The organism is Betaproteobacteria bacterium (assembly GCA_016713305.1).
In the GTDB taxonomy this organism is placed as follows: domain Bacteria; phylum Pseudomonadota; class Gammaproteobacteria; order Burkholderiales.
This window is the reverse complement of record JADJPK010000008.1, coordinates 326,021-352,169: the sequence shown is the minus strand read 5'-3', so window position 1 is coordinate 352,169 and position 26,149 is coordinate 326,021. Positions and strand designations below refer to the sequence as shown.

Here is a 26,149-nt window from a genome sequence, read left to right as displayed (position 1 = left end):
CGATCGCTGCCCGACACCATCCGCACTGGCAAATCCGGCAAGCGCCCGGGCGCGCCAGCGGCGCAGTGCGACTTGGGACACGGCAGCGGTGCCTTGCCGGAACGGCCGCCCCGCGGGCGGCCGTTCCTCCGGTCACTCGCCCGCGCTGAACAGGCTCTTCTTCACGATGGCATGCATGCCCCAGTTCCCATCCACGACCTGGGTCACGCCGAAGTCCACCGCGATCGACATCAGCGACACGGCCTCGTCCTCGGACAACCCCTGCGTCGTCATCAGGAAGTGACGCATCTTGCGGAACGCGTCGCGCAGCGCGAGGTCCGTGGACGATTTCGAGTAGATCTCCGACTGCGCCTTCTCTCCCAGATCGGCCAGATAGTTGGGATAGCTGAAGCCGTGCACGACGAACTCTTCCTGCGTCTCCAGCAGCGGGTAGTTCAGATTCTCCAGGGGCGTGCCTGCCAGGGAATCCTTCTTGTGCAGAATCACCTGGAACGTGCCCGTCAGCGAGCACTCGATCGCGGTGCCGCACAGTTCGGAATCGCCCTGCGACGCGTGCGGATCGCCCACCGAGAGCAGTGCACCGGCCACGGCCACGGGGTAGTACAGCGTGGCGCCCTTGCCCACCCGCCAGTCGTCCATGTTGCCGCCGGTGTAGCTGGGCGGAATGGAATCGACGATGTCGGCTTCGGCCGGGGCGAGTCCCATCACGCCGAAGTGCGGACGTACCGGCACCCGCACGTTCTTGAGGATCCCCCAGTTCTCCTTGACGGTCGCGTGATCCACCGGAACCCCGGGGTAGTCGATGATCTTGTGGACGACACCGAAGGGATCCGTCTGCGGCGTCCACTGGAAGTTGTAGAGCGCCTTGGCCCAGTTGCGCTCGCCCGTGGCATCCACCTCGTAGATGGTGATGACCTCCCTGCCCTTGGGTTCCTCGATCTGGTCCTTGTAGTGAAAGCCCCACCAGGCAGCGGCGTTGCTGCCGAACGTCTTGCCCCGGTAGAGCGGATTCGCGCTGGGCCGCGGCGACACGTCGAGGATCCTGACCTCGAGGATGTCGCCCGGTTCCGCCCCCTTCACGGCCACGGGACCGGTGCAGATGTGCACGCCCAGACCTTCGCCCGCCCCCCGGCCGAACAGGGAAGCGTCCTCCGGCCCGGCCCCACGGCGATTCACCCCTTTGCGCTGCTTGTCCCAGTAGTAGACGCTTTCTGCGCCGGAATCTCCCTTGATCATCCGCTCGAAATCGTCGTTGGCGTGGTGGGTCAGGGTCTCGATGGTCACGAAGTCCCCCGATTCCACTTCCACCAGGGGCTTCAGGTGCTTGCTGAAATAGCCCCAGTGCACCGTCTCGGCCGACGCGGGCACGTGGTAATGATTGATGGTGCTGCGCTTCATGCCGGTATCGGCACGGGCGAGTGACGGCGCGCCCAGACCGCCCAGCGCCGCAGTCGCGCCAGCCAGCAGTCCTCCGCGCAGGAACCCGCGCCTTGCCGGTTCCGGGCGCGGCATCTCCGCCGCCAGCGTCTTCGCGGCTTCCGGCGGGAGCGCCGCATCCTGCGGATGGCAACCGCAACCCGGGCCGTGCGGGTGCGAAGCACCTTGGGCTTCGTTCTCGTTCATCGTCTGCTCTCCTTTCGTCGTTTTCTTGCGGGATCGCGCCCGGATGGGCACTAGCGCCGGCAGACCGCAATGGCGGTGCCAGAATCCCCGAGAGCGGCGTGAATCTCTTTTGGCTTTCATTTCCTCGATTTCCGCGCGCAGGTGCGACAAATCGCGCTGAACCCCTGCACAGGACGGTGGCATGAAGTGCAGAATCCGCTCTGTAACGGTGCTTTCCGCAAGGTCCACAAGGATGTCCGCGCACTCAAGCGGACATTCCGGATGCCGATATCCACGAGATCCGGCAGGACGCCTGCCACACCGGCAACGGCGGCCGCGACAACTGACACGAGGGCCCATGAGCTCGCGGTACCAGGGAATACGCAGTGTCCTGCGCATGGCGTGGCTGCCCGCGTTCGTGCTTGCGACGACCGTATCCGTCGGCATGGCCTTCTGGCTGAAGCTCCAGTCGGACCACGACGCCACCGCGCTCGCAGCCCTCGAACACCGGGCGGATGCCTTCGTGCTGAAAGTGTCGGAGCGCCTCCGGGCACACGAGCATCTGCTGCGGGGCGGCATCGGCCTGTTCACGGTGAGCGGCAAGGTCGACCGGCAGCAGTGGCACCGGTACGTGGAGAAGCTCGACCTTCCCCACCAGCATCCCGGCCTTCTGGCGCTCGGGTTCGCGCTGAGCGTTCCCCTGAGCGAATTGCCGCAGCACGAGGCACAGATCCGCCGCGAGGGCTTTCCGCACTACCATGTTCGCAGCTTCACCCGGCAGACGGCGCATCCCGAGGCGACCCCCATCGTCTTCGTCGAGCCCTACCAAGGGCTCAATGTCCGGGTACTGGGGTTCGACATGGCCTCCGAAGCCGCGCGCAAGGAAGCGCTGTACCGGGCCCGGGACACGGGCGTCACGACGCTCACGGGCCGCGTGACGCTTCTTCAGGACGAAGCCGGCGAGCAGCCCGGATTCATCCTCACGGCGCCGATCTATCGGGGCGAGGCGCCCCGGCCACGGTGGAGGAACGGCGCTCCCGGATCTTCGGTTACGTCTACACGGCCTACTTCGCGTCCGAGCTCTTCTCGCAACTGGCGGACCCGAACCTCGACCGGTTCGATGTGGCGGTCTTCGACGGCAAGGACCGGTTGTCCGCGAACTTCCTGTTTTCGACCGCCGCGAACGGAGCCGGCGCACATGGATCGAAGCCGGACGCTCGCACGATCACGCGGAGGGTGGTGGTAGGCGGCCGCCAGCTCCTGTTCGACTTCATCGCCCGCCCCGACGCCTCGAGCCTGACCAGCGCGCCCTGGCTGGTGCCGGCCCTCGGGACAGGAGCGAGCCTCCTGCTTGCGGGGCTGGTGCTGATGGCCACCCGCACGCGTCAGCACGCAGAAGCGCTGGCGCAGGAAATGACTGCCGAGCTGGAAAAGCGGAGTGCGGAACTGGAAGCGAGCCGTAAACTCCTCGACACGGTGATCCAGGCCGTGCCGGTTCTCGTGACGCTGAAGGACTCCGACGGCCGCATCGTCCTGGTCAATGCGGAAGTCGAGCACCTGCACGGCAAGCCGCCCTCGTACTTCCTGGGCAAGACCGACGCCGAGATCTTCTCCGGGGAGCAGGTCGCGCTGTGGCAGCAGCAGGACGAGGACTCGGCGGCAGCGTCCGGCGTCACGTCGTACGAAGAACCCTTCGTCACGGCCGCGGGACGCCAGCGATGGGTCATCAAGCGCAAGGTTTCGGTGCCGCTGCCGGACGGACGTCGCGGCATTCTCGTGTGCACTCACGACATCACGGATCGCCGGGCAGCGGAGATGGAGGCCACCCGTGCCAAGACATTCCTGTCCTCGATCGTCGAGGCCGTCTACCACGGCGTGTTCGTCAAGGACGAGCATCACCGCTGGATCCTGGTGAACGGCGCCTTCAGCCGGCAGATGGGCTCATCGCCCGGCGAACTGGTCGGCCGGTCCGACCCCGACTTCATGGGCACGGCCGAGGCCCGCACGGCATGGAAGGAGGACGACTCCATTCTCGCCACGGGGGATCCGGTGGTCGCAGAGCAGTTCATCACCCTGCGCGACGGACGGTCGGGCTGGTTCGAGAAGACCAAGAGCCTCCTCGTGGCGCCGGACGGTTCGCGCTACGTCGTGGGCGTGGTGCGCGACATCACCGAGGTGAAGGCCGCGGACGCACGGCTGAAGGAGAGCGAGGCCCGGTGGTCCGCCGTCGTGTCGTCGGCGAGCGAAGGCATCGTGGTCGTGAACGAGGCGGGACGCATTCAATCCGCCAATGCCGCCCTGCACAACATGTTCGGCCACGATCCCGGCACGCTCGTCGGCCAGAACCTGAGCGTTCTCCTGCCCGCCGCGCTTCGGGAAACCCACGAGAAGCACATTCTCCACGGCACGCCGGCGGAGATCGACCGCGTCCTGGGCGTGAGCCGGAATGTCGAAGGCGTGCGGCGCGACGGCGGACCGCTCTCCATCGAGATCTCCGTCAGCCGCTTCTCCCTCGGCCAGAGCACCATGTACGCGGCCATCCTCCACGATCAGACGGAAACCGTGCGTCAGCGCGACATCTCCCGCCAGACCGAATCCATGGCACATGTGGGCGGCTGGGAGGTGGAACTTCCCAGCAAACGAGTGTATTGGACCGCAGAGGTCTACCGCATTCACGAGGTCGACCCCTCGACCTGCGCACCTGACCTGGTCGCAGCCATCGATTTCTTCGCGCCAGAGTACCGCGAGCTTGTCCGCCAGAACGTGGAACGGGGCATCGAATCCGGGGCGCCCTATGACTTCGTCGCGCAGCTCATCACTGCCCACGGAAAACGCGTCTGGGTGCGTGTGGTCGGTCAGGCGGACGTGCGAAACGGTCGGCCTGTGAGAATCTACGGTGCCGTACAGGACATCTCGGCGCAGAAGGCCGTGGAGGGCGAACTGCGGCGCCATCACGAGCAGCTCCAGGAACTCGTTGCCGAACGGACCCAGGAACTGCTGCGTTCCAAGGAGGCTGCCGAACGGGCCAACCAGGCAAAGTCGGAATTCCTTGCCAACATGTCGCACGAGCTTCGCACGCCGATGCACGCGATGCTGTCCTTCTCCAACCTGGGTCTTTCGCGCGCGAAGGACCCGCGGACGCCCGTGGACAAGCTCGCCACCTACTTCTCCAAGATCGAACAGAGCGGAAGACGCCTGCTGCATCTCGTCAATGACCTGCTCGATCTCTCGAAGATGGAAGCCGGGCGCATGCACTACGAGATGAGCCGGTTCGACCTTGCGTCGGCCGTGCGGGCGGGGGTGAGCGAGCTGGACGCCATGGCGGTGCAACGCGGTATCCGGTTCGATGTGCAGGTGCCGCCGGAGACTGCCGCCGTCTGCATGGACCGGTTACGCATCGAACAGGTAATCCGCAATCTGCTGTCCAATGCACTCAAGTTCTCGCCGGACAACGAGCCGATTGCCGTGCGGCTGAGCCGCATCCGCATGCCGCATCGAAGCTGCTGCCCCGACGGCAGTGCCACGGACGGCCTGCAGCTTCAGGTGGTGGATCGCGGCGTGGGAATACCGGACAGCGAGCTCGAACTGATCTTCGACAAGTTCGTCCAGAGCAGCAAGACACGCAGCGGCGCCGGGGGCACCGGCCTGGGACTCGCCATCTCGCGGGAGATCGTGCAGGCGCATGGTGGACACATCGAGGCGAACCACGCGCCCCAGCGGGGAGCGATGTTCACCGTGACGCTGCCCCTGGAACCGTGCGACATTCATGCGCCACAGGAAATGCTTCCGGCGCGGCGCCTCGCCTGAATCGCGACAGCCCCTTTCCGTAACGCGGTATCCGGGTTCAGCGGTCCGACGTCACCGCCAACCGTCTTCGGGCATCTCGCCGGAGTTCACCGGTTCCCACCAGCTCGAGCAGCCATAGTCGTCCTCGCAGGCCAGCGGCGGAAACTCAGGGGCATCGTCCAGACGATAGGCTCCCAGCAACGACGCGCAGTTGCCGCAGGCACCGCCCGAAGTGAGGATGCGCACACCGACGATGTCCTGATCTTTCTTCCAGTCTCCGATATCGGCGGCGAAATGGGATCGGACGGCGTCGCGGCGGGACATGAGGCACTTTCAGCAGCGTGAGAAAACTGCCGGATGCTACGCGATCGGCTGCCGGCCGCCAAGGGCCGCAGGCGGCTGTACAACGGGACGGCAACGCCACAGGAGAGCGTGGACGGATCGGTCCCCGGGCTCGCCGAACGATTCGGGGATCAGTGCAGCCGCGAAGTCACTCGCGTTCCACCAGCGGCACGAACCGCACCGGCAAGACCGTCTGGAACGTCGCGGTTCCGTCGGCGCGCTTGATGACGACGACCAGTTCCTGGGCACCGTCGGGCTCGCCCCGGGGAAAGACGAGTCTCCCGCCGGGGCGGAGCTGATCCAGCAGCGCCGGCGGCAGTTCCTCCGCCGCGGCCGTCACCAGGATCGCATCGTACGGCCCGTGTTCCGGCCAGCCTTCGCGCCCATCGCCTTCACGCACGGAGACATTGCCGAACCCCTGGCGCATCAGCGCCGTCCGGGCCTTGCTCGCCAGTTCAGGTACCACTTCGACCGAGTACACGTGCCGGACGAGCCGGGAAAGGACCGCTGCCTGGTATCCCGAACCCGTGCCGATCTCGAGGACCGTATCACCAGGTTCGCACTCGCACAGGTCGGTCATGAGCGCCACGATGAACGGCTGGGAGATCGTCTGCCCGTGGCCGATGGGAAGGGGTGCGTTGACATGGGCGACGTCCCGGTCGTTCTCCAGCACGAACGACTCCCTCGGCACGGTGGCCATGGCCTCCATCACCTTTTCCCGCAACCACGGACGTCCCGTGGAACGTCCGCATGCCCGCGCATCCGCGGCAATCTCTTCCAGCATCTGACCACATGAAGCGTAAGGCATTCACTCTCCTGCGCGAGGGCCACCGGAACGGCTGCGCATCAGCGGACCGCGAGATTTCTCGGCCGGACATCGCTTTCCGGCTGGAGCGCCGGCACACGGGACTCCCAATTGCGGCCGGTCCTGCCACAACGCTCGCGAAGCGAATGCAGAACGGACGGGTCGGCGACCATGCGGCGCAGGGTCGTCTCGTCGACGATCTCCACTTCCCGATGCCGCACCGCGATGAGGCCCATCTGGGAGAGGTGCGACATCACCCGGCTCACGGTCTCGATGTTGAGTCCAAGATAGTGTCCCAGGTCCTGCCGGGTCATCCTCAGATTGAACACGCGCCCCGAATAGCCCAGCTTGGTGAACCGCTCGGACAGATCCACGAGAAAGGCCGCCACCCGCGCTTCCGCCGCGAGCGAGCCCAGCATGAACATCAGTGCCTGATCCCGCACGATTTCCCGGCCCATGAGGCGGTGCAGAAGATTGGCGAACGCAGGATGCGCCAGCGCGAGCGAAGTCAGCTTGCGCGCCGGCAGCACGACCACGTCGCTTCTCTCCAGCGCCGTGGTCACGCAGTTGTGCCGGCCGTTCGCCAGCCCGTCCACACCGATGGTGTCGCCGCGCATGGGAAAGGCAGTCCCCTGGGTGGTCCCGGTCGCATCGGCGACGCACGTCTTGAAGGAACCGAACCGCACCACGTAGAGATTGCGGCACTCGTCCCCCGACCGGATGAGAACTTCACCCTCCTGCAGGGCCCGGGTGGAAAACGTGATGGCCGCCAGATCGCCTTCGAACGGCAGGGGCAGTTCCAGAAGGGAGCCCAGGGTTTCCATGTCCACGGTCCCATGGACAGGCTGCCCGAGGGCGGCAGGTTCGTGGTCCGGACCGCCGGATCGTGCTTCGGATTTCATTGCGGCTCCTCGTCGCGCACTCATGTGCGGTGCATGATTGAGTTGTATAGGCGGACAGGAGCGCTCTCAACTCGTGCGTCCACGGGTTGTGCCCCGGTGGCGCTGGTGTTTCCACGGATGGCGTCTGCAGGCCGGTGGGCCTAGGATGGTCACGGGTTCCGGGTTGGGAAGTCGCGGGTTCCGGGTCGGGAACCGACAACCCGGCACGATGCAAAGGTGCAGAACGTGGCGGGAGGCGATGAACTCGTGCAGCCGCTTGCGCCGGACGCCGGCGCCTGCAATGCTCCCCGGCGTTGAAGATTCGGCGCATCCATTGCCGGGAGGGGACTCGACGTCCCGTCCGGGGTGGCGCTGCCCCGCTGGCGGAAGGACGCCTGCAAACGGTTCCCCGCCGGGCACAGGGACCCTTGTGAACCAGGACACTCACGACATCGATTACCGGCTGCTGTTCCGGCTCGCGGTCGATCCGCTTCTTCTGGTGGACGATCGGGGGAAGATCGTCAGCTTCAACGCAGCGGCGGCGGAGCATTTCGGGTACTCGGAAGAAGAATTCTCCCGGCTGGACGTGGAAGCCCTCGTTCCCGAGGCGGCGCGGGAATCCCACCGCCAGCGGCGCGAGCTGTACGGACGTGCGCCGGTGCCTCGTCCCATGGGGACCTTGCCGAACCTGCGTGGACATCGCCGGGATGGCAGCCTGTTCTGGGCCGACGTGAGCCTCACCCCCGTGCCGGGCGGCCGTATCCTCGTCGGCGTGCACGACGTGACGCGGCGCTACGTTGCAGAACAGGCATTGCGCGACAGCGAGGAGCAGTTCCGGAGCACGTTCGAGCAGGCGCCGATCGGAATCGCTCGCATCGGGCGGGACGGAACGTGGCTCCGGGTGAACGAGACGCTGCGCCGGATCCTGGGCCGCCCTGCCCATGAGCTGGTACAGAGCAGCCTGCCAGACCTGGCCCACCCGGACGATCGTGCCGAGACGCGGCAACTGATGGAGTTCGTCGCAAGCGGCGCGATCGACAACGCGCACCGCGAACTGCGCGTCGCGCGTCCGGATGGGACCCATGTGTGGGTGGGCGTCACGCTGTCCCTCCAACGCGAGCGCGACGGCACTTCGACTGGCTTCCAGATCGTCGTCGAGGACATCCACGGGCGGAAGGAAGCCGAAGCGGCACTGGGGCAGCTGCGAGCCGAAATGGCCGAGATGGTCAAGTTGAGCGTGGCGAAGCACACTGCCATGGCCATCGCCCATGAACTCAATCAGCCTCTCATCGCCGTCACCTCGTACGCGGAAGCGGCCGTACGCATGCTGAGGATGGACGTGCCCGATCCGGCCAAGCTGAAACGCGCGCTGGAAGGCAGCGCAGAGCAGGCTCAGCGCGCGTCGAAAGTCGTGCGGGAACTGCTCGAGTTTCTGCAGAAGGGCGAGGCCGCCACCGAACCGGTGGACCTCAACACGGTCGTGAAGAACGCGCTGGCGCTGGTGGAATCCAACGGATGGAACGGCTTCCGCACGTTGCTGGATCTGGGGCCGGATCTGCGGCCGGTACAGGCGAACCGGCTGCAGGTCGAGAAGGTGCTGGTCAACCTGATTGCCAACGGCGTGGAAGCCATGCGCGACCTGGGCCTCGAGCAGCAGACGATCCGCGTCACCATCCGGACCATGGCGGAAACCAACATGGCCAAGGTATCGGTTTCGGATACGGGTCCGGGATTGGACCCCCAACTCGTCCAGCGCGCCTTCCACCCGTTCTTCACCACCAAACCCAACGGCCTGGGGCTGGGGCTCGCCATCAGCCGTGCGCTCATCGAGGCTCAGGGCGGCCAGCTGTGGCTGGACACCGCGCGGGACACGCCCGGCGCGACGTTCCATTTCACGTTGCCCTTCGCGCCATGACCGCGCCCACGGTGTTCCTGGTGGACGACGATGCGGCCGTGCGGGACAGTGTTTCGATGCTTCTCGACACGGCGGGGTATCGCGTCGAAACCTTCGAGAGCGGCGAGGCTTTCCTCGGCTCGGGCCGCCTGGACGACCCCGGCTGCGTGATTCTGGATCTGCGCATGGACGGGATGAGCGGCCTGGACGTGCAGGCCGCACTGGGTGCGGAAGGCTCGAAGTTGCCCGTGATCTTTCTGACCGGTCACGGCGATATTCCGACGACCGTGCGGGCCATCCAGGCTGGCGCCCTGGACTTCCTCACCAAACCCGTGCAGGCCGACCGCCTCATCGAGCGGATCGAGAATGCCTTCGAAGACAACCGGGACGCGTTGGCGAGGCGGCACGCCGAGGACGAGGAACGCACCCGCCTGTCGGGGCTGTCGGCGCGCGAACTGGAGGTTCTCAGACTTGCGTTGGCGGGCCAGGCCAACAAGGAGATCGCACGGACTCTGGGTATCAGCCACCGCACGGTGGAATTTCACCGTTCGCGCATTCTTGCCAAGACGGGCGCCACGAATCTCTTGCAGCTCGCTCACCTCACCACCGCGGCAAGCTGACGGGCCCCCAACCCCAGACCCTGGTCCCCAGACCCTGGACCCTAGGGGTGCCGGCGCGGCCTTGTGGCCGCGGCAAGGTGTCTACGGCCGCCAGAGGCGGCCTGATTTCACCTCGGGACCAGGGACCAGGGACCAGGGTCCAGGGTCTAGGGTCCAGGGTCTAGGGTCCAGGGTCTGGGGTCTAGGGTCTAGGGCCCAGGGACCGAAGTAGGGGCCCATGCTTACCGCCCCTTCCGCTTCGCCAGGTACTTCAGTGCGGCCAGTGTGTCCTGCGTCAATCCGGCAGGCAGCGCCGCCTCGCTCAGCACCACCCCGCTCGTGAGCCTGGGCAGCGTCACCTTCCAGCTCGTGTCCGGCACCGGAACGTTGAGGTTCTCCCACGTCCGCTCGCCGCTCAGGAATCTCATCTCCACATCCTCCACTGGCAGGCTCGGCGCCCTCATGGCATTCAATGTCCGCATCGCCTGATCGAGCCAGTTCGTGGCCGGGCTCGCCGGGGCCGCTGGCACCACCGTCTTGATGGCAGTCCGGCTCGCCGTGGCAGCCACCGGAGCGCTCACCCCCACGCTGTCCGTTCCCAGCGTCGCGCTCTGCTGCGTCGCCGGAATCGGGGCGATCTGCTTCTGATCGAGATTGACGTTGCCGCTCAGCAGGTACTGCGATTCACGGCTGACGATGAGGGTATCGGCGGCATCGAGCACACCGTTCCGGTCCACGTCGCCGACGAGCACCGGATCGAGCGTCTTGTATGCACCGAAGCCTCCGTCCAGTCCGCCGACGTAGCGGTTGATCCGCTGGCCGTCCAGGCTGGTATAGCGGGCATCTCCCGTGGTGTCGCCCAGATAGGCGGCGATGTGCACGCCGTCGTCGGCCCTGGCACTCTGTCCATTGACGCGGACGCTGTGCAGGTCCAGCACCTGGGCGGCACGATAGGGCGCCGTGGCAGGTACGGAACCCAGCAGCCGCAGCACTTCATGCGTTCCGGCTGCCAGCGGTCCGGACAGTGTGACGGTGATGCCATAGCTGCCGCCCGCTCCGGTGATGCGGATCTGGCTTCCCGCAGGCAAGTCCGCTCCGCCTTCGATGCCGATGATCTCCAGCAGCGCCGGGTCGAGCTTGAGACCGAAGCTGAGCTCGCTCACCGCCACTTCGCTGGTCAGCGTCAGCGGGATGCCGCGACTGGTCGCGGGTACGTCGGCGACCTGTTTGGGCCCGATGACGAAGTCGGCGATGCTCAGGGTGGGCTTGGCGATGGGGGCGATCGTGAAACTGGCCCGGAAGTCGTCGCCACCGATGGTGTCCTTGTTGCCGTCCAGGCCGATCCCGTCGCTGTCGACGAAGGCATTGGTCCGCGCCGACAGGGTCAATTCGTAGCGGCCCGCCGCCAGCCCCCCGCCGGTGGCGACAAAGCTGAAGCCTTGCCGGTCGGCATCCAGAATGAGGTTGCCCCGCACCGGCTTTCCGTCCGGTCCGACCAGGACCAGATCCGTTCCGCCTTGCGGGTCCAGCGCGCTTTCGTACAGGTTCAGCACGCTGGCGTCGACGCTGCGGCTGAAGCGCACGTTCACCCCGCTTTCGGTGGCGTTCCACTGGGTGACGTACAGCCTCGGGTTGATCACCTGCACGTCCAGCGGCGCCGCACTCCACGCGCCATCCTCGTCGATCGCACCGGCCTGGATGCGGTGGGTCTTGCCAGGCTCGCGGAACACGTGAGTCAAGCTCGGGGTATTGCCCGCCACCGTCTCCAGCGCACTGCCGTCGCCCCAGTCGACCACCCAGGTCTGCAGGGTGTCCTCACCGGGGTCGAACGATCCCAGACTCAGCACGTACGGCTGATTCGACAGCGCCGTCGCCGCGCCGGTGGCCGTCAGCACCGGCGCCACGTTGTGCACCAGCACCGCCGCTTCCGTCCTCACTTCCGAAGTGCCGTCGCTCACCACGATCTCGAACGGGTAGGTCGCCTCTCCGTCCGAAGCCGTCCAGCGGACTTCGCCGCGTGTCGCGCTCAACGCCAGCACCGTCGCGCCGGACGGCGCGCCGGAAAGGCTCAACTGGAGCAGCTCGCCGTCAGGATCGAACATGTCGAACTGCATGATGACCAGTTCGCCCTCGTCCGCCACTGCACGCAACGAGGCCGTTTCCGTCGTGACGATGGGGCGATCTGGCTGGGGTGTCACGACGATGGTCACCGTCGCGGGCGTCGAGGTGTTCGTCCCATCCGTCACCGTGAAGGTGAAGGTGTCGGTGCCGTTGAAGTCCGGCTTCGGCGTGTACGTGAACGTCCCGTCCGGGTTCTGCGTCAGCGTGCCGTTGACCGGCGGCGTGCCGATCACCGGCGTGAGCGGATCGCCGTCCGGATCCGTCGCTCCGGTCACCAGATCGATCCTGGTGAAATGGTCTTCCGGCACCGTGATCTGCTGGTTCGGCACGGTCGGCAGATCCGGCTGCGGCGTCACAAGGATCGTCACCGTCGCCGGCGTCGAAGTGTTCGTTCCGTCCGTCACCACGAAGGTGAAGGTGTCGGTGCCGTTGAAGTCCGGCTTCGGTGTGTACGTGAACGTCCCGTCCGGATTCTGCGTCAGCGTCCCGTTGACCGGTGGCGTGCCAATCATCGGGTGCCCGCGTGAGCGGATCGCCGTCCGGATCCGTCGCTCCGGTCACCAGATCGATCCTGGTGAAATGGTCTTCCGGCACCGTGATCTGCTGGTTCGGCACGGTCGGCAGATCCGGCTGCGGCGTCACGAGGATCGTCACCGTCGCCGGCGTCGAAGTGTTCGTTCCGTCCGTCACCGTGAAGGTGAAGGTGTCGGTGCCGTTGAAGTTCGGCTTCGGTGTGTACGTGAACGTCCCGTCCGGATTCTGCGTCAGCGTCCCGTTGACCGGTGGCGTGCCAATTATCGGAGTGAGCGGATCGCCGTCCGGATCCGTCGCTCCGGTCACCAGATCGATCCTGGTGAAATGGTCTTCCGGCACCGTGATCTGCTGGTTCGGCACCGTGGGAACGTCAGGTTGCGGCGTCACGATGACAGTGACCGTGGCCACGTCCGAGGTGTCGCGGCCATCACTCACGATGTACGTGAACGAGTCCGTGCCGTTGAAGTCCTGATCGGGCGTGTAGGTCACGGAGCCGTCGGCATTCAGGCTCACGATGCCGTGCGACGCGGGCGTCATCCCGGCGATGGTCAGCGGATCCAGATCCGTGTCCGTATCGTTCGCCCTTGGATCGAACGTCAGGGGCGTGTCTTCCGCAGTCGTCACGACGTCACCGACCGCCACGGGGGCAACATTCGTGTCCAGAACGGAGACGGTCACGGTCGCGACGTTGGAACCTGCCTTGCCGTCGCTCACGCGGTAGGTGAAGGAGTCCGTTCCCGTGAATCCCGACGCGGACGTGTATCGATACACGCCCGAGCCAAGATGGCGAAGCACCCCGTGGGTGGACACGGTCGTCAACAGGGTCGACAACGGATCTGCGTCGGGATCGCTGTCGTTCGTGAGGAGGTCGATGTCGATGAACGAACCCCTCACGACGGAGGCGGCGTCGTCGCGCGCGATCGGCGCCCGGTTGGCCTGGTATCCGATGGTGTCGATGTAGCTCGATGTACCTCCGGTGTCGTCGTCGGTGGCGCTGACGAGGATGCGGTACCCCGGCACCACGTCGATGCGGTATTCGTGCTGGGCGGTGAAGGTGCGCGCGATGGCGTCCACGGTGGCCTGGCTGGAGGTTCCATCGCCCCACTCCACGGTCACCACGTGCGTATCCGAGATGCCCACATCGGAAAGGCGCCCGCTGAGCGTCGCCGACGATGTCAGGGCCGTACGGATCTCGTCCACCTGCAACCCGGTGAGACCGGGAGCACGGTTCTCGACGGTCACCTGAGTGGATGCTGTGCCGCTGCCGAGATCGTCGTCGGCGATCGTGGCCGTGATCGCATAGAGGTCCGACGGTGTCGCCGTGGGATCGTCGTCGACATAGCGGTGCTCGGCCGCGAAGGTACGAGTCACGGCATCCACCGACGCGGACACGACCGACCCGTCGCCCCAGTCGATCTGTACCGTGTGCTCGTCCAGGACGCCCGGGTCGTCGATGCGGCCGGAGATCGTCACCGAATCGCCTTCCGCGACCGAGCCGGCGGACGTCGCCAGACCAGTGATCGCGGGGGCCACGTTGTCGACGACCACGGCCGCCGTGGTCGCGGCGGAGCCGCCATCGTCATCGAGCAGGGAGATGGCGATCGGATAGGCGTCGAATGCAGTCCCGCCGGGCCGGTCGTCCTGATAGCGATGCACCACTTCGAACACCGTGGCCCCCGCGCTCAACGCGATCACTTCCGGGGCTCCCTCGCCCCAATCCACGGTCAGCGTGAAGCTGTCGAGCCGGCCCGGATCGGCGATGGTGCCGGACAACCGTGCAACATCGCCTTCGTCCACCCGGCTCTGCATCACGGCCTGAAGCTGCGGTGCCACGTTGTGGACGAGCACCGACTTCGCGCCGTGATACTCACCGTCCTCGTCCACGGCGGTCACGAGAATGTTGCGCAGACCGTCGTCCGCGAACGCGTGCGACACCGACTGTACCGGACCGTCGAACGTCTCGACCACCCCGTCGGTCCAGTCGACGATCCACCGGACGATCGTGTCGGTGCCCGGATCGCTGGCAGAAAGATCGAGCTGGTACTGCGCGCCCTCGTTCACGGAATCCGCACCCGAGATGTTCAGCACGGGCCCCACTTCGTTCACGACGAACGACGTCAGGTATTCGGTCGCTCCGCCGTCCTTGTCCGCGATCCGCCCACGGAAGATATACGTGACGTTGTCGGCGCGAAGCGCAGCGTGAATGACGAACGATGCCTCCGTCTGATCGCGCACATCGGTGGCGTCATCGTAGTCGCCGTCATTGTTGAAGTCGACGCTGTAGCGGAAGCCCGCTGCCACGTCTGCCGACGAGGGATCGGCGGCGCCCGAGAACTGGACACTGGCTGTTCCGCCTTCCGAGATGGGGCCACCTGCAGCGAAGGTGGCTGTCGGCGCGGAGTTGAGCACCGTCAACGTCGTGGCAGGCGCAACGACGACGGCGCCGCTGCTGTAGAGCACCAGGGTGGTGACCGGGAAGACCCCGTTGTCGCGGATGTTGTAGCCGGACAGCGTCGACCATGGCACGGCGACAGTGGCGCTGCCGGACCCGCCGCCTGCCTGCAAGTCGGCCGCGCCATCGCCGTTCAAGTCCCATCCGAACGCATTGACGGCCCCCGGCGCGCTGGCAGTGAGCACGAGCGTCTCGCCTTCACGAATGACGTAGGGCAAGCCCGTGGAGATCAGGGCCGGTTCGCCCGTGACGGTCACCGGCTTGGGTGCGGAGTTCACCGCGTTCGGAACCGTGTCTTCGTCGACGCCCCCGACCACGATGTTGTAGGTGCCCGGCGTGACATACACGTGTTGCGCGGTCACGACATCCGCACCGTAGCTCTGCACCGGCGTCCCGTCCCCCCAGTTGACGCGCCACTCCTGGATGCGGTCGTCGCCCGGATCGGTCGCACTGTACGAAATGGAGAGCGGCGTGCCGGCCGGCACGATGCTCGCACCACCCACTGTCACGACCGGCAGCGTGTTGGTCATCGTGAAGCTGCCGAAGGCTTCCGCGGAGTAGCCATCACCATTGGTGGCGCGTGCGGCGATCTGATAGACGCCGTTGTCGTCGATGCCGAGGTCCGCGAGCTGGGACCACGAAAGCGTCACGTCGGTGCCGTATGCATCGCCGAAGGCGCCGTCGCCGTTCACATCCCACGACAACGGTTCGGCCAGCGAATTGGTCGTCCCGAGCGGATTGACGGAAGCCTGCAGCCGCAGGGAACCGCCTTCCGCGAACGCCGCCGGCGGAGTGATCGTGATCACGGGCGCGGTGATGATCTGGACGCCTTCGAAGGTGTCGTACTGCACCAGCCCGCCGGTCGGGGTGAACGTGGTGCCTGACCGGATGCCGGACCGGATCGTGCCCGCCACCGGACTCGGATTCAGCGGATCGAAGTTGTTCGCCGCCGGATCGGCACTGCCCGGATCGAAGACGAGCTGATCGTAAGGCAGCGGATCCGTGTCGGTACCGTGAAGGATCGTGGTGGCATCCAGCGGCAGGCCGGCCCCAGCGACCCGGACCGTGTCCCGATCCGCTCCCCCGAAGACCTCGATGCGGGCACCCGCGCCGCTGCGATCCAGTTCGATGAGATCCGAACCTGCTTCACCCTGGACGACAAGTTGCGTACTTGCGCGTGTGGAGCGCAGTTGCGCCTCGTCGGTTCCCGCGCCCAGCAGCACGCCGGTGACCGGCGCGAGATCCTGCACGACCACGAGATCGTTCCCGCCGGTCGTCAGGATGTTCATCGTCCCGGCGCCAGGCGCCTGCTCGAGCACGATCGTGTCGTCGCCGTCGGCCGTCTGCACGCCGAGGGTCTCGATCCCGTCGAACGTCGTCACGTTGATCACCGGTTCCGGCACCGGCAGCCCCAGCACGACGTCGTCGAAGGAGGCGATTCCTCCTGGCAAGCCGGTGGCTCCGAGCGTGGACGTGTAGATCTTCGCGCCGGTCGGGCTGGTGGCCAGACCCGTCGGGGCGACGAGACCGGCCGTGCCGCCGACACCGTTGCGGACGACCTGCACGAAGCTCATCAGTCCGATGGACGCATCGCGCTCGAACACGGCGATCGCGTTGCTTTCACGGCCCGTCACGAGAACGTAGCGGGCGTCGGGGGTGATCATCACGTCGGATGCGCCGACGGTGCCGCGCACGCCGTCCTCGCCGTTCACGAGCGTCTGCAACCAGGTGAGTGTGGATCCCAGGCGCGAGAACACCGACACCGAATTGCCTGCCCGGCCGGTCACGTAGACGAAGCGGTCGTCCGCGCTCGTCGCGATGGCGCTGACGCCGTCGAGCCCGACGCCGGCTCCCGTGAACGTCTGCAGCGTGACCAGAGAAGACGCGCTGACGACGCGCAGGGTGTCGGTGCCTTCCGTGGCCACGTAGAGCAGTGAACCATCAGGGCTCGTGGCGAGTGCCGAGGCACCTCCGGGCACCGTGAGTCCGGGCAGTTCGGCGGGCGCACGCGTGTGCGTCGCGGTGAGCGTGTAGGTGCCGCTGTTCGCCTGGAACCCGTCGGCCACGATGTAGACCGCGCCGGCCCGCGTGAAGCCGCTGAAGACGAGGGCGGAATCGTTGCCCGGACCCGAATCGTCGTCGGCCGCCAGGAACGTGCCCTGGTCGTCGAACAACCGCAGATATCCGTCGGCCAGAACCCCGCCGCCGCCCCCCGTGCCGCTCAGCGCGAGGGTAAGCGAGTCGCCGGGCGCCGCCGTGATCATGAAGACGTCACGGTCGGTCGCCGCCACCACGACGCCAGTCGCAGAGGCGGTCGCCGTGTTGCCGGCGCCGACAGGGGCGAAACTGTAGCGCCAGTCGGTCGCAAGGGCCCGGTCGACGGCCGACAGGGTTTCGACGTCGCCCGAGGCCGCTGGAACGGTCTCGATCTCGGCCGTTCTCGACCGCGCCCCGTCTGTCCGCACCAGGCTGGCGCGGAGGGTGTACGTGCCGGTCGGCTGGAAGAACGGGCTCGGTGCGATCCCGTCCGCAACGAGGTAATAGCTGCCCGAGTAGGCGAAGTTCGAGTAGGAGAGCGAGGCATCGCTGGCCGGACCGCTGTCGTTGTCCAGGACGAGGAGAGTGCCGTTGCGGTCGAACAGACGAAGCACGCCGTCCTGAAGACTGCCCCCGCCGCCGCCGGCGCCCCGCAGATCGACCGTGAGCGCATCGCCGGATGCCGCCTCGAACCGGTAGACGTCCCGGTCCGTTGCCGTGGAGATCGTGCCGCCCACGTTGGCAACGAAGACGTTGCTCCCGGGGTTGGCCACGAAGCTGCCCATCAGGTCGTTGGCCCGTGCGAAGTCCGCGCTGTTCGCGGCATTGCTGTCGCCCGCGCCATTCTGGTTGGGCTCCGACTCCTGGGCGCTGGCCGGCACGCCGACCCCGCGCGAGAAGACGGTGATCCCCTCCGGCCCCGCCGCGTAGAGACGCTGTCCGGTGGGATCGAACGTGAGGGCCGTGACACCGCCCCCGCTCTGCGTGGCATCCAGCGTCGTCACGAACGTGAGCGCGCCCGTGGACGCGCTGCGCGAGAAGACCGCGATCTGGCTGTCCACCGGGCTGGCGACGTAGACGTTCCCGCCGTCCGGGCTCACCGCAACGTCGCGCGCCCCGTCGAGCCCGCGAACGCCGTCGAACCCTTCCTTCAGAAGCTGCCGCTGCTCCAGCGTGGCCGCGTCGATGACGACCGGCGCATCGTCCGTGGCATCGACCGCGTAGATCTGCGCGCCATCGGGGCTGGTGGCCAGTGCGGCGAATCCATCCAGCGACGCGTTGGCCGCGGCCGGCGAGACGAACTTTCCGTACACGACGGAATTCTTGGCTAGCGCTGCATTCGACAACGTGACGGCCGCCTCGCCCATCTGGGCCGATGCGTTGACGGTGATGCCCGTGGTATCGGGAATCAGCGTGGCCCAGACCTTCCCCGCGCCGAGCGCGCTCAGCGTCTGGAAGGCGCCCAGGCCGTCGATCGCCAGGCCGGTCGTGAACGTCGAAGTGCCGGGGAGCGACACCCCCAGGGTGGGGGTGCCGAGGGATTCCGTGTCCAGAAGGTTGACGAACAGCAGCATGTCGTAGCCGCGGGTCACGCCCGCCGCCGTGTCGAAGGTGGCGTAGTTGTCGGCATAGCCCGTGGGGCCCACATCCAGACGCACGATCGCGAAGGCGGCGTCGCCCTGCGTGGCGGCCAGCGCGTCGATGCCGGCCGTCGTGGGGACGAAATCGACCCGCGCGCGCCCGACGCCGTTCAACAGGCCGAACAGTTCCGCACCGCCGGACATGCCCGCGATGTAGGGGGTGTCGTCGAGCGCCGTGTTCGATGCGAGGTCCGCCACGTAGCGGTTGTCCGCGCGCGGCCCGTCGGTCTGAGTGACGGGCAGCTGCGCGCCCACCACCGTGCCGGGCTGGCCGCCGACCGTCGTGGAGGTGCGACCGGTGTTGCCGCCGATGATCTCCCGCCCGTCGCCGCCGTCCTGCGCGACGGACAGCAGACGGCGCGAGTCAGTGCCCGTGCTGTATTCGAGCGCGATGCCGGCATTGCCGGTGGAGCCGAAGTACTCGACACGGATGGAGTGCGTGCCCGCCGTGAGTTCACGATCGCCTGTCCGCGTGGCATAGCCGTGCAGAGGACTGGGATCGTTGATCACGAGCTGGTCGTCGATGTACAGGCGGCCTCCGTCGTCGCTCGACAGGTAGAACGTGACCTTCTGGGTCGTCCCGCCGGATTCGGGGCGCACCTCGATGTTGCCGGTCCACTGCACCGCGAAGTTGTCGGCGTTGGCCGTGCCGCCCTGGAAGTTGAGCGGCCCCCAGCCCTGGCTGATGACGCGGTCGGTACGGGTGGCATTGGGCGTTCCGCCGTAGCTGGGGAACGTCGAGAGCGTCGACCCGAAGTTGAAGATCTTCGTGGTGAGGCCGCTTCCGGCGATGCGGACATCGGGATTTCCACCCGCGAGTCCGCCGTCGACGTTCACCGTCGCGCTGCCCAGTTCCACGACCGAACCCACGATCTTGATCGTGCCCCCTGCGCCACCAGCCCCCAGACCGCCGGGCGCACCAGCACCACCGAAGCCGCCTTCGCCACCCGAACCGCCGTCCCCGCCGTCCCCGCCGTCCCCGCCGTCGATGAGCCCGCCGTCTTCGCCATTGTCGCCTCCGCCGCCGCTGCCCTGGCCGGAATTGCGATTGTCGTTGCGGTCGGTCGTCGGATCGGTCGCTCCCGCGGCGCCGCCGATCGTGCCGTTGCCGCCCCTGGCCTCGAACGATGGCTGCTCGGCACTGGTGGCGGCGGTCGTACGGATGCGGCCCAAGGCAATCACCTCGAACGCGCCGCCTCCCGCGCCACCTGCGCCCCCTGCGCCACCGACCCCGCCGTCGCCCCCGTCACCGCCGCGGCCTCCGGCTCCGCCGTTTCCGCCATCGCCGCCTTCAAGACCCACCGGGTAGCCCAAGACAGAGAACACGGCGTTGCCTCCTCCGCCTCCCCCGCCGCCGGCTCCTGCGCCGCCCCCACCGCCACCGCCCGAACCGCCGCCGCCCGAACCGCCACCACCACCGCCCGAACCGCCGGAGATCGTGGTGCCCGACCCGGTGTTCGCGCCCGAGTATCCGGCCGTTCCGGCAGTGCCGTAGGTGCCGGCCGTGCCGTTGCTGCCCGGATCCCCGTCGTCGCCATTGCCGCCGTCGTCGCCGCTCCTGAAATCGCCAGGGCCGGCCGAGGAATCGTCGCCCTTGCTGCCACCGTCTCCCCCCAGGCCCCTCGTACCCCCGTGACGCTGCCGCCGCCGGCTCCACCTGACCCGCCACTGCCTGCACCCGAGGCGTTGTTGACACCGAGTCCGCCGCCTGTTCCCGCCCCGCCCGCCCCCCCGGCGACACCCGGGGAACCGCTCGTACCGTCACCCCCGTCCTCGCCCGCCACGCCATCGCGCAGCGTGTACGAGTCAGTCCCGGCGCCGCCGCTTCCGCCGTTCGAGAGCGTGCCCGACGTGCTGCCGCCGCCCCCTCCCGCTCCGCCGCCGCCCGCGCTGCTCTGCGAACCGGAAACAGTGGCGCCTCCGCCCGCGGTGCCGCCCCCCGGGCCGGCGGTGGTAGCCACGGCGGAGAAGTCGAAATCGACGTTCGCGCCGATCACCAGATCGTTGCCGACGACGAGGCTGACGCCGCGGCTGCCGATGCCTTTGACGGTCGTCGCTGTGGCGGTCGTGCCCGACGGCAGCACCAGGTCGCCGGCGAGCCGGAACTGGGTGATGCGATCGGCCGCCTGGGACGTGCCGTCGGCGCGGACCGTGCCGTCCGTGCCCACGGTGGAGATCGTCAGCGGAACGCCGAAGAAGGACGAACCGGAGGCATAGGTGGTCTCGCCTGCATTGAAGGCGCCATTGCGGTTGGCGTCGACGACGATCCGCAGGTTGTCCGTGTCGAACAGCAGCGCGATCGGACCGGCCATGGACGTCGTTGCCGGCACGGCGCCGGGTGTGACGACCGCGGACGCCGATCCGTCGAAGGGTGTGGCCACGACGTCGTCGATCAGCAGGTCTCCGCTCCCGGTCACTGTCCACTCCAGCTTCGCCAGTGCACCGAACAGCGGATTGGTGAAATCGGCGCGCCGGAACACCGGCAGGCCCGACGCGGCCTCGGCACCGACGACCGGAACGTCGACCTGAACGGTGGCGCCATTGAAGGTCGTTCCGGTGAACCTCACCGACGTGCCCGCTGCCGCGGTCGACCCCAGGCGCATCGACGAGAGCGAGAAGAGCGCTCCCGCGACCGTCAGACGGCCGGACTGGCCCGCCGTGAACCGGGCGGCCGCGCTCACCGCATCGCTGCGTGCGAGCGAACCGGAAGGCAGCGGCGCGAGGGTGAACCCATCCTCGGAGTAGCTCGCGCTGCCCGTGGCGAGCGCATCGAAGCTCAGCGCCCTGTCGTAGTCGCGGAACTGCGCGTTGTCGGCGTACTCCAGCACCACGGCACCCGCGGACAATTCGACCCGGTGGTCGGTCACCCGGCCCTCGATGTCCGCGGGCAGCGTGCTCACCACGTTCAACGTGTCCGACTGCGTGCCGCCCAGCACGCGGATTTCCTTGGCGCCTTCGGCGAAGATCACAGGAACGCGGCCCGCGCCCACATCGGCGTCGATCTGCACCCCGTCTTCGACGGTCCAGGTCACCGCCTGTACCGCGTTGCCGCTGTTGTCGACCACCAGACGGTCCGCGTCCAGCCGCAGATTCGTGAACGCATTCGCGACCGGTACGCCGGGGAATCACGACCTTCACCGTGTCGAACGCGTCCCCTCCCGTGAGTGTCGTGAGACCCCCACCGATCGACGTCACGGTCATCGTGTCGTCGCCGGATGCGCCTTCGACCATCACGTCGGTCGCCGACAGCGCGTGTGCGATCGCCACGGTGTCGTTGCCGCTTCCGAGGCGCACGCGGAGATCCTCGATCGTGTCGAAGGCGATCGCAGCAGTGGTGAACCCGTTGAGGCTTCCGGCCGTGCCGGAACCGGACACCGTTCCGTCGACGGCTGCCGTGAGGCCGGTCAGATCCAGTTCGAGAGAATCCCGGTCCGAGCTTCCGCCTTCGCCGGAGACGGACAGTGCGGCTGCCGCGGCCCGCACCACGACCGAGTCGGCGCCATCGCCCAGGTGCAGCGAGGTCGCATGCGACAGGTTGTCCACGGACACGCTGTCGCTGCCCGACCCCGCCGTGACGTCCACCGGCGCGACCGTATCGACGATCGAGAGCGCGTTGTCCGCATCCCCCAGGCGCACCGAGACAAGAGTGACGCCGTCGAAATCGACCCGTCCGGCAGCGCCTGCCTCGGTGATCCGTCCGAGCGTCGACGACGTGCGTGTCAGCGTGACGTCGGCCTTCGCGGCACTGGCCACGTTGAGGGTGGCGCCGTCCGAACCGCCGTGCACGGTCAATGCGGCGGCGATGGAAGCAAGCCCGCCGCCGGCAGCGAGACTGCCCAGCGAAATCACGTCGACTCCGGCGCCCGCGTTCAGGGTCGTGGACGTGTCGATGCCCAGCACGGTCAGCGTGTCGATGCCCGAACCGAGCGTCACGCCGATCTGTTCCACCGCTCCCCACCGCAGACCGAGGTCGGGATCGATCGTCGTCTGGCTGGCGGAGCCCATGCCGAAGCCCAGGAGCCGGCCGGTCTCCAGCCGCCCGGCATTGGCCGTCGCTGGCAAGGTGCCGGCATCGGAGATCGACAGGGTGTCGCTGTCTCCCTGGCCATCGACGGTGAGCACGCCAAAGATCGCGTTCAGTCCGGCCGTCGCATCGCCCACGTTGACGGTATCCGCGCCCGAACCGAGCAGGATCGTCGTCGCGGAGCCCGAGGCGGTTCCCGTCACCGTCACGATGTCCGCGCCGCTTCCCAGCGATAGCCGGAGATCATCGATGCCGGCGTAACCGACTGAAGCCGTCATGCCGAATCCGGTCACGGCGGTCGCCGACACCGTTCCGGTGTTGTCGCGCGTGTCGCCGGTGTCGTCGAGATCTAGCGTGTCGATCCCGCTGCCACCCTCGACGGTGATCGCGCCGGCCACGTAGTCGAGCACGCCGCCTGTATTCGACGCGGTCTGCGCCAGGCTGCCGATCCGGATGCGGTCGTTGTTCGCACGGGTGTCGATGCTCGTCGCCGAGTAGGTGCCCGTCAGACTCACCACATCCGGGTCCGTCCCCGTGGTGATCACCACGGCGCTTCCCGCAACGCTGCCGCGCAGTTCCACGGCCGCGCCGCGGCCGGAGTCGCGGTCGATTCCGTTGCCTGCCACGCCATCGTAGGCGTCCTCGTCGTCCGCCCGCAGCGTGACGACGTTGCGCGCGACGATGCCGCTGCCCACGGCGGCCAGGATGTCGTCAGCGGAGAGCAGCGTGACCGCCCCCGCGAGCGACCGCACGATGGACGAGACGCCGAGCACGATGTCTTCGCCTCCGGCGTCCGTATCGACGGTTCGCAGGTCGATGTTGCCGCTGGTGGATTCCACCAGACCCACACCGAGCGCTCCCGCGACATCGGCGATGGTGATGCTGCCCGCTGCAGCGGCATCGAGACTGTTGCCCGCCGCGTCGATCTCCAGGGCGTTCGCCGACGTTCCGAGGCTGCCGGTGGCCGCCACCAGGGCGATGTCGTGCGCCTGGATATCGGGGAACGCCGTGTCGTTCGCATCCAGGATCGACCGGGCCGAGCGCAGGCTGACGACTCCGGTCGCGAGGTCCGCGGAGGCCTCGACCACGTACATGTCGCCCGCGGTCTGCTCGACGTACACGGCGCTGCTGCCCCGCGCGGTGAGTCGCGATGCGGAAATCCTGATCGCCGCCGAGGACGATCCGACCGCGCCCGCGGGCGCCAGGAGCTCGAGCAGATCCGTGTCGATGCGTGCCGCCGTGTCGACCGCGAGGATGCTGCCGCCCGCGGTGAAGATGCGGGTCGTTCCGTAGGGATTGTTGATCGTCCCGGACAGCAGCACGTCGGGGGCAGAGGTGTTCAGGATCTCGACGAGCGTCGCCCCGTTGGAGGTCTGCTGCGTCGGGGCGAACAGCGAGACGTCCTCGGCCGAGATGGTGATCGCGGCATCGAACTGTCCCGTGTGGTTGATGACGTCGATGTCGCCGATGCGCAAGTCCATGCCTGACGCGTTGATGAGCGTCACGGACTCGAAGGCCATGAGGAAATCCCAGACGGGATTGCCCTTGATCTGCGACACGGTGGTCGCGGAGCTGTCGCTGTCCAGCGTGGAAGTCGTCACGCGGATCACGATGGTTCCGTTCAGCGAGCCGTCGTTGAGGATGTCCGCCACCTGGATCCTGTTGCCGACCACCTGGTACTCCACGTCGACGCGGCGGACCTCGTTGCCGTTCTCGTCGATCTCCAGCAGAGGGCTGTCCGCGCCCAGCATGACGACCGTGGAATTGAAGTCGATGCTGCGGTCGTAGGTGACGTCGGGAGTTTCCGTCTCCGTGCCGGTGTCGAAGGCAGCGCCGTTCAACGTGGCATCGGCACTGTAGATGGGCGTGGTGTCGGCGTCCGCCTCGACCAGGAGACTGCGGGTGGTGATGATCGATCCGCGCTCCGTGAGGATGGACTCGGTAATGTCGAGGGTGTTGGACGCCGTCGAGTCGCTGTCGCCGCCCAACGCCTTGGCCGTCGCGATCGAGTTGGAGTCCGCATCGATCCGGTCGTGGTAGGTGCCGATCGTCACCTGGCGCTCGGCGGTGAGTGCCGCGCCGCTGCCGACGGTGACCTCTGCCTCGCTCGTGGTCGAGAGAGTGGCGGTCGCGTCGGTATCCGCGCCAATGGCCCCCGATTCCGCCTCGGCGACGATGTCGATGTCGATATCCTCGACGACCGACTTCAAGGTGATCCTCGCGCCTTCGAATGCGGCCGCGCCGACGTCCACCGTGGTGGCGGTCGTGACCGTCACCGTGGTGTGCGTGTCGGCGTTGGACCCCACACCACCCGAATCCACGGACGCGTCGATGTCAACGTCCACGTCGTGCAGCGCCCGCACCACCACATCGCCCACTGCCGAGACCGACGTCGTGTCGCCGATCGACACGCTGCTCGTGTCCTCCAGCGTCGAGTCGCCGTCGGCCGCCGCGATGTCGATCAACGATCCGCTGCCCCCGTCCGCCGTGCCGCTCGTGCTCACGGTGGAATCGGCTTCGATCGTCACGTTTCCATGAGAGGCAATGGTGATGCCGCTACCCACCGTGACGGCATTCGTGCTGTCCAATTCCGCCGTGATCTGGATGCCGCCATAGGCGATGGCGCCGCCGGAGACGCTGTCCGCGTCGGCATCGGCAAGACGGTCCGCGGCCGCGCTCACGAGCACGTCGCCCGACGTTTCGATGTGCACGTTGTCGGCGATGTCGACGGAAGACGTGCCCTCCACGGTGGACGTGGACTCGCCCGTGGCGCCCGCCCCCAGGCCGATGCCCAGGGTGTACAGGTCGGTGAACGCGGATTCGTCCACGTCCGTGCGCAGCGAGAAGCTGCCCGCCGAGATTCGCACCCCTCGTCGACGCGGGCCTCCGTCGCCGTGTCGACGATGGCCGTCGACTCGAAGATGGAGATGGCAATGCCGCCACCGGACCCGCCTTCCGAATTGCTCTGCGCCGTCGTGTCCTGCGACTGGGCCAGGACGCTCACGGCCCCGCTCGCCTCGATGACGGCATCCGACCCGACATAGGCCTCGATCGTCCCGCTCGAAAGCGCGTCGGTCGTTCCGCCCGCTCCGGCCAGCACGCCTCCCGAGCCGACCACCATCTCCGCCTCGGTATCCCGGTCCGCTGCCGTCGCCGTCATCGACAGGCTGCCCACGGACAGCCCGGCGTCGTCACCGACGTAGGCTCGAGTCTCCACCTCGTTCGTCGCTGCAGCGTACATGACGCTCACCGACACGGCGCCGCCGGCCCCGCCCTCGGTGTTGGCATACGCCGTGTCGTCCGACGTGGCAGTCACGTTGACCGCTCCGCTCACGTCGATGGCGGCGCTGAGGTCGGGGGTCGCACCCGGGTCCAGGAAGGCCTCCACTTCGCCCTGCACCAGCAGTTCGACGTCCGCGCCCGCTCCGGACA

General features: G+C 67.4%; 9 protein-coding genes and 1 pseudogene. 4 read left to right on the top strand and 6 right to left on the bottom strand.

The window, feature by feature from the left end; translation table 11 throughout:
• Nucleotides 1-132: 132 nt before the first annotated feature.
• On the bottom strand, nucleotides 133-1,512 hold the full coding sequence (locus tag IPK20_11605; protein MBK8017287.1) for an acetamidase/formamidase family protein: 1,380 nt from the start codon (nucleotides 1,510-1,512) through the stop codon (nucleotides 133-135).
• A gap of 1,110 nt (nucleotides 1,513-2,622) precedes the next feature.
• Here IPK20_11605 and IPK20_11600 point away from each other — a divergent pair.
• Nucleotides 2,623-5,409 (top strand): PAS domain S-box protein, encoded by a 2,787-nt coding sequence (locus tag IPK20_11600; GenBank protein ID MBK8017286.1) that lies wholly within the window; start codon nucleotides 2,623-2,625, stop codon nucleotides 5,407-5,409.
• A 51-nt stretch (nucleotides 5,410-5,460) separates the two neighbouring features.
• Here IPK20_11600 and IPK20_11595 read toward each other — a convergent pair whose 3' ends face one another.
• The 3 genes from IPK20_11595 to IPK20_11585 all read right to left on the bottom strand — a co-directional run bounded on the left by IPK20_11595 (nucleotide 5,461) and on the right by IPK20_11585 (nucleotide 7,437).
• Nucleotides 5,461-5,712, bottom strand: a complete 252-nt coding sequence (locus IPK20_11595; protein MBK8017285.1) for a hypothetical protein — start codon at nucleotides 5,710-5,712, stop codon at nucleotides 5,461-5,463.
• 166 nt (nucleotides 5,713-5,878) lie between these two features.
• Nucleotides 5,879-6,514, bottom strand: coding sequence for a protein-L-isoaspartate(D-aspartate) O-methyltransferase (locus IPK20_11590; GenBank protein MBK8017284.1), 636 nt, complete (start codon nucleotides 6,512-6,514; stop codon nucleotides 5,879-5,881).
• Between the two features lie 62 nt (nucleotides 6,515-6,576).
• Nucleotides 6,577-7,437, bottom strand: coding sequence for a helix-turn-helix domain-containing protein (locus IPK20_11585; protein MBK8017283.1), 861 nt, complete (start codon nucleotides 7,435-7,437; stop codon nucleotides 6,577-6,579).
• Between the two features lie 409 nt (nucleotides 7,438-7,846).
• On the opposite strand from IPK20_11585, the gene IPK20_11580 reads away from it, so the two are divergent.
• Both IPK20_11580 and IPK20_11575 read left to right on the top strand, forming a co-directional pair.
• Nucleotides 7,847-9,331 (top strand): PAS domain S-box protein, encoded by a 1,485-nt coding sequence (locus tag IPK20_11580; protein MBK8017282.1) that lies wholly within the window; start codon nucleotides 7,847-7,849, stop codon nucleotides 9,329-9,331.
• A complete protein-coding gene (locus tag IPK20_11575) occupies nucleotides 9,328-9,930 on the top strand; it encodes a response regulator transcription factor (GenBank protein ID MBK8017281.1) in 603 nt (200 codons plus the stop codon). Before IPK20_11580 ends, IPK20_11575 begins: the two co-directional genes overlap by 4 nt.
• Before the next feature lie 2,067 nt (nucleotides 9,931-11,997).
• On the opposite strand, the gene IPK20_11570 is transcribed toward IPK20_11575, so the two are convergent.
• Nucleotides 11,998-19,551, bottom strand: a complete 7,554-nt coding sequence (locus IPK20_11570; GenBank protein MBK8017280.1) for a tandem-95 repeat protein — start codon at nucleotides 19,549-19,551, stop codon at nucleotides 11,998-12,000.
• On the opposite strand from IPK20_11570, the pseudogene IPK20_11565 reads away from it, so the two are divergent.
• Nucleotides 19,538-20,077 (top strand): annotated as a pseudogene (locus tag IPK20_11565) (hypothetical protein). The gene IPK20_11570 and the pseudogene IPK20_11565 sit on opposite strands and share 14 nt — an antisense overlap.
• Before the next feature lie 422 nt (nucleotides 20,078-20,499).
• Here IPK20_11565 and IPK20_11560 read toward each other — a convergent pair.
• Nucleotides 20,500-25,584: a hypothetical protein gene (locus tag IPK20_11560; protein MBK8017279.1), complete on the bottom strand. Its 5,085-nt coding sequence runs from the start codon at nucleotides 25,582-25,584 to the stop codon at nucleotides 20,500-20,502.
• Nucleotides 25,585-26,149: the final 565 nt, after the last annotated feature.

Bases quoted from the DNA above. Each gene is read 5' to 3' on its own strand.
- IPK20_11590 (MBK8017284.1), bottom strand. From the start codon at position 6,514: ATGCTGGAAGAGATTGCCGCGGATGCGCGGGCATGCGGACGTTCCACG.
- IPK20_11575 (MBK8017281.1), top strand. From the start codon at position 9,328: ATGACCGCGCCCACGGTGTTCCTGGTGGACGACGATGCGGCCGTGCGG.
- IPK20_11585 (MBK8017283.1), bottom strand. From the start codon at position 7,437: ATGAAATCCGAAGCACGATCCGGCGGTCCGGACCACGAACCTGCCGCC.
- IPK20_11605 (MBK8017287.1), bottom strand. From the start codon at position 1,512: ATGCCGCGCCCGGAACCGGCAAGGCGCGGGTTCCTGCGCGGAGGACTG.
- IPK20_11595 (MBK8017285.1), bottom strand. From the start codon at position 5,712: ATGTCCCGCCGCGACGCCGTCCGATCCCATTTCGCCGCCGATATCGGA.